Origin of the sequence: Kitasatospora griseola (assembly GCF_014648555.1) — a bacterium.
Taxonomy (GTDB): Bacteria; Actinomycetota; Actinomycetes; order Streptomycetales; family Streptomycetaceae; genus Kitasatospora; species Kitasatospora griseola.
In genome coordinates, this window is record NZ_BMRI01000001.1 from 172096 (window position 1) to 181357 (window position 9262).

11 protein-coding genes are annotated in these 9262 nt (G+C 74.4%); 7 read left to right on the forward strand and 4 right to left on the reverse strand.

Features of this window, described 5'->3' with window-relative positions; all coding sequences use genetic code 11:
* On the forward strand, positions 1-579 hold the full coding sequence (locus IEZ12_RS00790; RefSeq protein WP_189270284.1) for a hypothetical protein: 579 nt from the start codon (positions 1-3) through the stop codon (positions 577-579).
* Positions 580-859: 280 nt separating this feature from the next.
* On the forward strand, positions 860-1765 hold the full coding sequence (locus IEZ12_RS00795) for an ABC transporter substrate-binding protein (protein WP_189270285.1): 906 nt from the start codon (positions 860-862) through the stop codon (positions 1763-1765).
* Between the two features lie 18 nt (positions 1766-1783).
* On the opposite strand, the gene IEZ12_RS00800 is transcribed toward IEZ12_RS00795, so the two are convergent.
* Positions 1784-2947 carry a PP2C family protein-serine/threonine phosphatase gene (locus IEZ12_RS00800; RefSeq protein ID WP_189270286.1) on the reverse strand — a complete coding sequence of 388 codons (1164 nt, stop codon included), beginning with the start codon at positions 2945-2947 and terminating at the stop codon, positions 1784-1786.
* Between the two features lie 128 nt (positions 2948-3075).
* Positions 3076-4374 (reverse strand): cytochrome P450, encoded by a 1299-nt coding sequence (locus IEZ12_RS00805; protein WP_189270287.1) that lies wholly within the window; start codon positions 4372-4374, stop codon positions 3076-3078.
* A gap of 212 nt (positions 4375-4586) precedes the next feature.
* Here IEZ12_RS00805 and IEZ12_RS00810 point away from each other — a divergent pair, with 212 nt between their 5' ends.
* From IEZ12_RS00810 to IEZ12_RS00825, 4 genes are all read left to right on the forward strand, one after another.
* Complete coding sequence (locus tag IEZ12_RS00810) at positions 4587-4946, forward strand: arsenate reductase family protein (RefSeq protein WP_189270288.1); 360 nt, start codon at positions 4587-4589, stop codon at positions 4944-4946.
* An 89-nt stretch (positions 4947-5035) separates the two neighbouring features.
* A complete protein-coding gene (locus IEZ12_RS00815) occupies positions 5036-5884 on the forward strand; it encodes a siderophore-interacting protein (protein WP_189270289.1) in 849 nt (282 codons plus the stop codon).
* 22 nt (positions 5885-5906) lie between these two features.
* Entirely contained in the window at positions 5907-6872 is a 966-nt protein-coding gene (locus tag IEZ12_RS00820; protein ID WP_229847119.1) for a DUF1152 domain-containing protein, read from the forward strand.
* A 44-nt stretch (positions 6873-6916) separates the two neighbouring features.
* Entirely contained in the window at positions 6917-7882 is a 966-nt protein-coding gene (locus tag IEZ12_RS00825; RefSeq protein WP_189270290.1) for a DUF1152 domain-containing protein, read from the forward strand.
* 7 nt (positions 7883-7889) lie between these two features.
* Here IEZ12_RS00825 and IEZ12_RS00830 read toward each other — a convergent pair whose 3' ends face one another.
* Complete coding sequence (locus IEZ12_RS00830) at positions 7890-8435, reverse strand: DUF1697 domain-containing protein (protein ID WP_189270291.1); 546 nt, start codon at positions 8433-8435, stop codon at positions 7890-7892.
* 68 nt (positions 8436-8503) lie between these two features.
* Between IEZ12_RS00830 and IEZ12_RS00835 the strand changes: the two genes are divergently transcribed.
* Positions 8504-8977 carry a pyridoxamine 5'-phosphate oxidase family protein gene (locus tag IEZ12_RS00835; protein ID WP_189270292.1) on the forward strand — a complete coding sequence of 158 codons (474 nt, stop codon included), beginning with the start codon at positions 8504-8506 and terminating at the stop codon, positions 8975-8977.
* Between the two features lie 44 nt (positions 8978-9021).
* Here the strand turns inward: IEZ12_RS00835 and IEZ12_RS37475 are convergent.
* A partial coding sequence (locus tag IEZ12_RS37475; RefSeq protein ID WP_229847120.1) for a zinc-binding dehydrogenase occupies positions 9022-9262 on the reverse strand: 241 nt, incomplete at its 5' end.

Consider the following 9262-nt stretch of genomic DNA (forward strand, 5'->3'; position numbering starts at 1 on the left):
ATGAGCGGTCGGACGAGGCTGCGGGTGGCGGGCGCCGTCGCGGCGCTGCTGCTGGGGCCGGCGCTGGCGGGCTGCGGCTCCTCCGGCGCGGCCGCGGGCGGCGGTTCGGCGCAGGCTGCGGACCTGGCCCGGGGGCGGCTCCAGGAGCTGGTGGACGGCACCACCTCGGCGCTGACGCCCGCGGTGCGGTTCGCCGACGACGCCTTCCGTGCGGTGCCGCACGAGAACGCCCGCCGGGACAACGACGGCACCGCGCAGTTGACGCTCCGTCGGTACGTGCTGACGAAGGTCTCCGAGGCCAACCGGCCCCGACTGCTGGAGCAGGTCCGGGCGTACTGGACCGGCCGCGGCTGGACGCTGACCGAGAACTCCGCCTTCGCGGCGGGCGCGCGCACCTCCGACGGGACGGGCGTGACCGTCACCGTCGGCGTGCCCGGCAACGTGACGGTCGCCGCCACCGCGCGGGTGAAGGACCCGGGCGCCACCGAGCCGTTCGGGCCTGCCCCGAGCCCGCTGCCGACCGGCCCCGACGGGGGCCCCGACACCCTGCCGCGGTTCACCGACCCGGGGTGGTCCTGACGTCCGTCCCGACGGGCCCGCCCGACCTTTGACCTGGACGAACCGGGCCGGACCGGGTCTGATCGGACGTCAGCACAGGTGACGTGGGCGGCATTTGCCGGGGCGCTCTAGGGCTGGCGTGGCCATGCTGGTTATAGTCGCCCATGATTTAGCCGGAACGGCGGCCGGCCGAGGGGTTCCCTCGGTATTGCCATTGCCGTTCGTCGGCCATGTCGCCATGCCGTCCGCAGCTCCGGGCCGTCGTGTGTTCCGCCGTTGACCACGGGGAGAGACGACGACCATGGCACACACGACCGGGCGGGGGCGCACCGCGCTCGTCGCCGTCATCGGCGGGACGCTGCTGCTGGGCGGCTGCGGCACCGGCTCCGGCGAGAAGAAGGTGGACCTGCACGCACTGCTGCCGGAGGCGGTGCGCAAGGCGGGGGTGCTGAAGGTCGGCACCTCGTTCACCGCGGCGCCGGTGGTGTACCGCAACGACCGCAACGAGCCGGACGGCCTCGACCCGCACCTGGCGGACAAGCTGGGCGCGGCGCTCGGCATCCGGATGGAGCTCCACGACGCCGGGCCGTTCGCGAACGTGCTGCCGGGCCTGATGAGCCGCCAGTACGACATCGCGATGTCCGGCATCACCGACACCCGCGAGCGCGAGGAGGGCCTGGACAAGGACGGCAAGCCGACCGGTCCGGGCGTGGACTTCGTCGACTACTTCATGGCGGGCATCGGCATCGCCGTCGACAAGGGCAACCCGCAGAACATCGCCGACATCGACCAGCTGTGCGGGCACACCGTGGTGGTCAAGAAGGGCACCACCCACGACGACCTGGTGCAGCGCCAGGTGAAGGCCTGCGAGCACGAGTCGAAGCCGCTGAAGGTGGTGCAGACCGACACCGACACCGCCGCGCTGGAGAAGCTGAAGGGCCAGGCGGACGCGTTCGTCACCGACTACCCGAAGGCCAAGTACGCGGCGCAGACCGTGGACAACGGCAACGCCTTCCAGATGGGCGGCCCGCAGATCCAGCCCCGGCCGTTCGGCATCGCGGTGCGCAAGGAGGATGCGGCGCTGCGCGACGCGCTGATGCGGGCGATGAACCGGCTGATCACCGACGGCACCTACGACCAGGTGCTGGCCGACCACGACATGGCGGTCGGGGCGATCCAGAACTCGGTGATCAACGGCTCGACCTGATCGGGGCCTTCGCCCGGGTCAGTGCGCGCGCAGGGCCAGCACGGCGACGTCGTCGGTGAGGGCGCCGGCGTGGCGGCGGACGTCCTGGGCGAGGAAGGCGACCAGGGTGTCCGGGTCGGTGATGGGCAGCGTGCCGAGCCGGGCGGCCAGCGGGTAGAACTCGCCGTCGCCGTCCCGGGCCTCGGTGACGCCGTCGGTGTGCAGCAGCAGGCTGTGCCCGGCCGGCAGCGACACGGCGGTGGGCCCGGCGGCCGGACCGGCGGCGAGGTGGCCGAGGCCGAGCGGGAGGTCCTCGGCGCAGCGGACGGCGGCGACCGTGCCGGGGCCGACCACCAGCGGGTCCAGGTGGCCGCGGTTGACCAGCTCGAACCGGCCGGTGAAACGGTCGTGCTGGACCAGCACGGCGGTGACGAACAGCTCGCCGTCGCCGCGGTCCTCGGCCGCCCGCCGCACCTGGCGGTCGAGCTGGGCGGCGAGTTCGCCGAGGTCGGCGGTCTCGTGGGCAGCGATCCGGAACGCGCCGACCACGTCGGCGACGGTGCGCACCGCCTCCAGGCCCTTGCCGCGCACGTCGCCCAGCAGGATCCGGGTGCCGTACCGGGTCTCGCACACGTCGTACAGGTCGCCGCCGATGCCGACGTCGGCCTCCGCGGGCCGGTACAGCCCGGCGGCGCGCAGCCCCCCGACCCGGGCGGGGACGGGGTGCAGCACGGTGTGCTGGAGGGTGTCGGCGACGGCCCGCATCCGGACCAGGTCGCGGGCCTGGCAGCGGCGCTGCCGGGCCAGCCCGGCGCCCATCACACCGGCCAGCACGGTGCCCAGGTACGTCCACAGGTGGTGCTGCTCGTAGAGGTGCCCGGCCCGCAGGGCGAGCAGCGCCTGGAGGCCCACGGTGAGGGCGGTGGCGCCGGCCACCACGGCGGGGCCGGCGCTGAACGCGACGACCACCGGCAGCACGGTCAGCAGGAAGCCCGCGGCGACGGACCGGGGGACGGACTCCTCCAGCGCCAGGTCGGCGACCAGCAGCAGGATCGGCATGACGCGCACCCAGGTCGGGGTGCGCAGCGCCTCCGCCATGGCGGCCTCCCACCGGGCGGTGGCCTGACGGCCGTGCTGGCCGTGCTGGCCGTGGGCCGCCTCGCCGGGGGCGACGCGAACGGGAGCGGCGGTGGGCGCGGGCATGCTGACCTCCTCGGCGGGCGTCCGGATCCGGGTGCGATGTCGCTTTCAATCGTCCCGTGCCGTCGGTCGGGGCCACCCCTTACCAAAGTCCCGACGAGTTGGGCCCTTGGACCCGATTCGATCATATTTCAACCACTTCGGTGACCTGTGTCACCCCCGGGTTCACGACGCCTCGGCGGCTGGACGGCTGGACGGCTGGACGGCTCGACGGCTCGGCCGGTGAGGGTGACGGGCAGGGTGCGGTAGCCGCGCAGCACCAGCCGCTCCCGCCAGACGGCCGGACCGGCGGCGGCCAGGTCCGGGAAGCGGCGCAGCAGCGCGGGCAGCGCGGCGGTGGCCTCCAGCCGGGCGAGCTGCGCGCCGAGGCAGTAGTGCGGGCCGCCGCCGAAGCTGAGCGGCCGGCCGGCGGCGCGGTCCGGGTCGAAGCGCCCGGGGTCGGCGTAGCGCCGCGGGTCGCGGTTGGCGGCGCCGATCAGCAGCAGCACGCCGGTGTGCAGGGGGACGGGCATGCCGCCGACCGTGAGGCCGTCGGTGAGCGCGATCCGGGAGGTGAGCTGGACGGGCGAGTCGAACCGCAGCACCTCGTCCACCAGGGCGGCCGGATCGAGGTCGCCCTCACGCAGCCGCGCGGCGGTGTCGGGGTGCCCGAGCAGCAGGGCGAGGGCGTTGCCGAGCAGGTTGCCGGTGGTCTCGAAGCCGGCCACCAGCAGCAGCGCCAGGTTGGCCAGCAGCTCGGTGTCGGACAGCCGCTGCGGGTCGGCGTCGGCGGTCGCGACCAGCGCGCTGACCAGGTCGTCCTTCGGGTCGGCGCGCCGGAGGGCGGCCAGCTCGGCGAAGTACTGCGAGAGTTCCCCGGCGGCGCGGTCGGCGGCGACCAGTTCCGCGTCCTCGACCAGCGCCTCCAGCGTCACGGTGAGGTCGGCGGCCAGTGGCCGGAACAGGTGCCGGTCCTGCTCGGGCACGCCGAGCAGCTCGCAGATCACGCCGATCGGCAGCCGGAACGCGAAGGCGTCCAGGAAGTCCACCGGGCCGTCGCCGTGCTCGGCGAGCTCGTCGAGCAGCGCGTCGACGGCGGCGGTGACGGCGGGCTCCAGGGCCGCGACCCGGCGCGGGGTGAACACCGAGGAGATCAGCGAGCGCATCCGGCCGTGGTCGGGCGCGTTGCGCTGCAGGATCGAATCGCCCAGCAGGGTCTGGCCCGGGTGTTCGAGGTAGTCCGGCTCGAACCGGGTGGCCAGCTCCGGGTCGATCACCCCGAAGGCGGGGGTCCGCAGGACCTCGTCGGCCTCCTCGTGGCCGGTGACCATCACCATGTACTCGTCGGTCTGCACGACGGGCCCGAGTGCGCGCAGCTCCTCGTACAGCGGGTACGGCTCGCGGCGGCCCTCCGGGCCCAGCAGCCCGTTGACGATCGCGGCGATGTCCATGCGACTCCCCCAAGCAGCAGTCGTGTTCCTTCGTTCGGAGCGGGAACGGCCGGACGGCGCACCGGGGTTCCCGGCGGGCCGGACCGGACGGGCGGTCGGCGGGCGGGCGGCGGCGAGCGGCGGGCCGGACCGGACGGGCGGCCGACGGGCGGGCGGCGGCGAGCGGCGGGCCGGACCGGGCGGCCCGGGGTCGGTGGGTAGGCTGGCCGGTCATGGAGATCTGGATCAACCCGCGGTGCAGCAAGTGCCGCACCGCCCTGGGCGAGCTCGACGCGGCGGGCGCGGAGTACACGGTGCGCCGCTACCTGGAGGAGCCGCCGACGGCCGCCGAACTGACCGAGGTGCTGGGCCGCCTCGGCCTGGAGCCGTGGGACGTGGCCCGCGTCGACGAGCCGGTCGGCAAGGAGCTGGGCCTGCGGTCCTGGGGCCGCGAGGACGCCGACCGGGCCCGCTGGGTCGAGGCGATGGCCGCGCACCCGGCGCTGATCCAGCGCCCGATCATCACCGCCGACGACGGCTACACGGTGATCGGCCGCACCGAGGAAGCCCTCAAGGACGTGCTCTCGCACTGACCTCGCGGCGCTGACAGCCCGCTGACAGCGTGCTGTGAGCGGGCCCCGGCAGGCTGGCCCGGCCACCTCCGATCCGACAGGAGCCCGCCGTGCCCGACCTGCCGATCCGCCGACTGACCGTCACCGCCGTCCACCGCCCCACCCCGCGCACCGCCCGGGTGAGCTTCGCCCTGCCGCCCGGCGAGTTCGCCCTGGCCGGGCCCGACCAGCAGGTCAAGCTGTACTTCCCGCGCCCCGGGCAGGACCGCCCCGACCTGCCCGCGGCGGCCCCCGGGCAGGACCTGATGGACTGGTACCGGGCCTGCCACGCCGTCCCCGAACACCGCCGCCCGTGGATGCGGTCCTTCACCGTCCGCGCCCACGACGCCGAACGGCACACCGTGGACGTCGACTTCGTGCTGCACGGCGACGGCCCGGCGGCCGACTGGGCGGCCCGCGCCCGGCCCGGGCAGGAGCTGGCCATGTTCGGCCCCTCCCCCGAGTTCGCCCGCCCGTTCCCGCTGGACGGCGGCCGGCCGCTGCTGTTCGCCTGCGACGAGTCGGCGCTGCCCGCGCTCGCCACCCTGGTGGAGGCCCTGCCGGCCGGCGCCCGGGCCCACGCCTGGATCGAGACGGCCGGCCCCGAGGAGCAGCAACCCCTGCTCGGCTTCGGCGAGTTGACCGCCCACTGGATCCACCGCGAGGACGCCGCCCCCGGCGAGCGACTGCTCGCCGCCGTCCGCTCCGCCGACCTGCCCGCCGGCCTCGACCACGCCTGGCTGGCCGGCGAGGCCGGCACCGTCCGCGAGCTCCGCCGCCATCTGCTGACCGAGCGTCACCTCGACCGCGCGAACGTCCACTTCACCGGCTACTGGCGCCACCGCCTCACCCAGGACGACGCACCCACCGCCGAGGACCTCGCCGACGCCCGGGAACTGCTGGCGCAGTACGGCGGCTGACCGACTGCTACCGTTCCGGCCGGTGACCACCAGCCTGCTCCAACCACCCCTGCTCACCCGCCTGCTGGCCGCCGAACGGATCCTGATCGCCGGCGCGGGCGGCGGCTTCGACGTCTACGCCGGGCTGCCGCTCGCCCTCGCCCTGCGCGCCGCCGGGCGCGAAGTGCACCTGGCGAACCTCTCCTTCAGCAACCTGTACGGCCTCGGCCTGGACGTCTGGCAGGCCCCGGACCTGGCCCGGATCACCCCCGACACCCGCTCCGCCGACGCCTACTTCCCCGAACGCTCCCTCGCCCGCTGGCTGCGCGAGCACCAACAGCCGGACACCGTCTGGGCGTTCCCCTCCACCGGCGTCCAACCGCTGCGCGACGCCTACCGGGCGCTGGTCGAGCTGTTCGACATCGACGCGATCCTGCTGGTCGACGGCGGCACCGACATCCTGCTGCGCGGCGACGAAGCCGGACTCGGCACCCCCGAGGAGGACATGGCCTCGCTCGCCGCCGTCGCCGGCCTCACCGACGTCCCGACCCGACTGGTCGCCTGCCTGGGCTTCGGCATCGACGCCCACCACGGCGTCAACCACGCCCTGGTACTGGAGAACCTCGCCGCCCTGCACCGAGACGGCGGCTACCTCGGCGCGTTCTCACTCCCCGCCGACGCCCCCGAGGCCGCCCACTACCTGGACGCGGTGGCCCACGCCCGCGAGGAGTGCCCCGAGCACCCGAGCATCGTCCACGGCTCCGTCGCGGCCGCACTGCGCGGCGAGTTCGGCGACGTCCGCTTCACCGAACGCACCGGCAACAGCGCCCTGTTCATCAACCCCCTGATGACGCTGTACTTCGGCGTCACCGTCGAAGCCCTCGCCGCCCGCAACCTCTACCTCGACCGGCTGGAACACACCGTCCTGATGCGCCAGATCGCCACCGCCATCGCCGCCTTCCAGGACTCCCTCCCCCGCCAGCGCCCGCCCCGGGCCTACCCGCACTGAAAACCCGGGTGCCGCGCCGACCGGCCCCTGTTACCGTCCGCCCGATGACCACCAGCCTGCTCCAACCCCCGCTGATCACCCGCCTGCTGGCCGCCGAACGGATCCTGATCGCCGGCGCGGGCGGCGGCCACGACATCTACGCCGGGCTGCCGCTCGCCCTCGCGCTGCGCGCCGCCGGACGCGAAGTGCACCTGGCGAACCTGGCGTTCACCCACCACTACGGGCTGGACGCGACCGCCTGGGAGGGCCCTCAGCTGGCCCGGATCACACCCGACACCCGCTCCGCCGAGCCGAAGTTCCCCGAGCGTTCGCTGGCCCGGTGGCTGCGCGATCACCGACAGCCGGACACCGTCTGGGCGTTCGCCTCCACCGGGGTGAAACCGCTGCGGGCCGCGTACCGGGCGCTGGTGCGCCGGCTCGGCGTCGACGCGATCCTGCTGGTCGACGGCGGCACCGACATCCTGCTGCGCGGCGACGAAGCCGGACTCGGCACCCCCGAGGAGGACATGGCCTCGCTCGCCGCCGTCGCCGGGCTGCGGTCGGTGCCGACCCGGCTGGTCGCCTGCCTGGGCTTCGGCATCGACGCCCACCACGGCGTCAACCACGCCCTGGTGCTGGAGAACCTCGCCGCCCTGCACCGCGACGGCGGCTACCTCGGCGCGTTCTCACTCCCCGCCGACGCGCCGGAGACCGCGCTCTACCTGGACGCCGTCGAGCACGCCCCGGCCGCCGCGCCGGAGCGGCCGAGCATCGTGCAGGGGTCCGTCGCAGCGGCGCTGCGCGGCGGGTTCGGCGACGTCGGGCCCGCCGAGCGGGTGGTCGGCAGCGAACCGTTCGTCAACCCGCTGATGACGCTGTACTTCGGCGTCACCGTCGAGGCCCTCGCCGCCCGCAACCTCTACCTCGACCGGCTGGAGGGCACCGTGCAGACCCGGCAGATCGCCTCCGTCATCGCCGACTTCCGCGAGGAACTGCCCCGGCTGCGCCCCGCCCGGGCCTACCCGCACTGACCGGGCGTCAGCCCTTGCGGGCCGCGGCGGCGATCTTCGCGGTGGTGTGGAAGAACCGCGAAGTCGCCTGCCCCTGGTACGACTTGGGGAAGCAGGTGGCCGGGTTGCCGTTCATCCGCCCGCCGCGCAGGTGCATCACCACGAACGCCGCGCCCTCGTTCGCGCCGATCATCTCCCAGTCGCCCTTCGGCGAGGCCGTCGGCAGCTCCACCTCCGGCGGCATCGGCTCGGAGAGGAACAGCACGCACAGCCGGACGTCCTCGGTGACCTCCACGCCCGCGAACGGGTCCGACTCGACGACGGCCTCCACCTCCTCGACCGTCCGCAGCATCACCGGCACCGGGTACCCCAGGCCCTCGGCGAGCCCCGCCTCGATCCGGGCCGTCAGCGCCGCGCGGTCGGTCTCCGCGGTGCGGAAGAACACGTTGCCGCTCTGGATGTACGTCCGCACGCCGTCGAGACCGAGGCCCTCGAACAGCTCCCGCAACCGGTCCATCTTCACGGTGCGGCCACCGACGTTGATCGCCCGCAGGAAGGCAATGTAGGTCTCCATGGGCGGAGTCTAGGACGGGCCGCCGACAATCCGCGGTTCGGTCGGTGCGGCGGCCTACACTCGCGCGCATGACGACCTGGCAGGACTTCGAGCAGCAGGCTCCCGACCTCGCCCCGCGCATCCGCGCCCGCTTCGAGGCGCACCGGCACCATGTGCTCGCCACCTTGGCCAGGGACGGCTCGCCCCGGGTGAGCGGCATCGAGGTGGACTTCATCGGCGCCGACCTGTTCCTCGGTTCGATGGCGGGCGCGGTCAAGGCCCTCGACCTGCGTCACGACCCGCGCTGCGCCCTGCACTCGAACCCGGGGCCGGACACCAGCATGACCGGCGGGGACGCGAAACTCGCCCTGTCCGCCGTCGAGTTGACCGATCCGGTGGACATCGCCGGCTACCTGGCGGGCCTGCCCGAGCCGCCGCCCGGCCCGTTCCACGCGTTCCGGCTGGAACTGCGGCGGGCCACCCTGACCGAGGTGGCGGACGACCGGCTGGTGATCAGCACCTGGCAGCCGGGCGAGCAGGTCAAGGTGATCGAACGCCAGTAGCGGCCTCCCCCGGTCGCCACGGGGAGGCCGCTCCCGACGGGCCGTCAGCCGTTCGGCAGGATCACCGCCCGGCCGTCGATCCTCCCGGCGTGCAGGCGCTCGTACGCGAGCGGCGCCTCGTCGATGCCGTACGTCTCGACGTGGACGTCGATCGCCCCGGCGCGGGCCAGGTCCAGGACCTCGATCAGCTCGGAGCGGCTGCCCCAGTACGGGGAGCTGACGCGGACGTCGTAGGGCAGCGCGCCGAAGCCGACGGCCAGCGTGCCGCCGCCCAGGCCGACGACG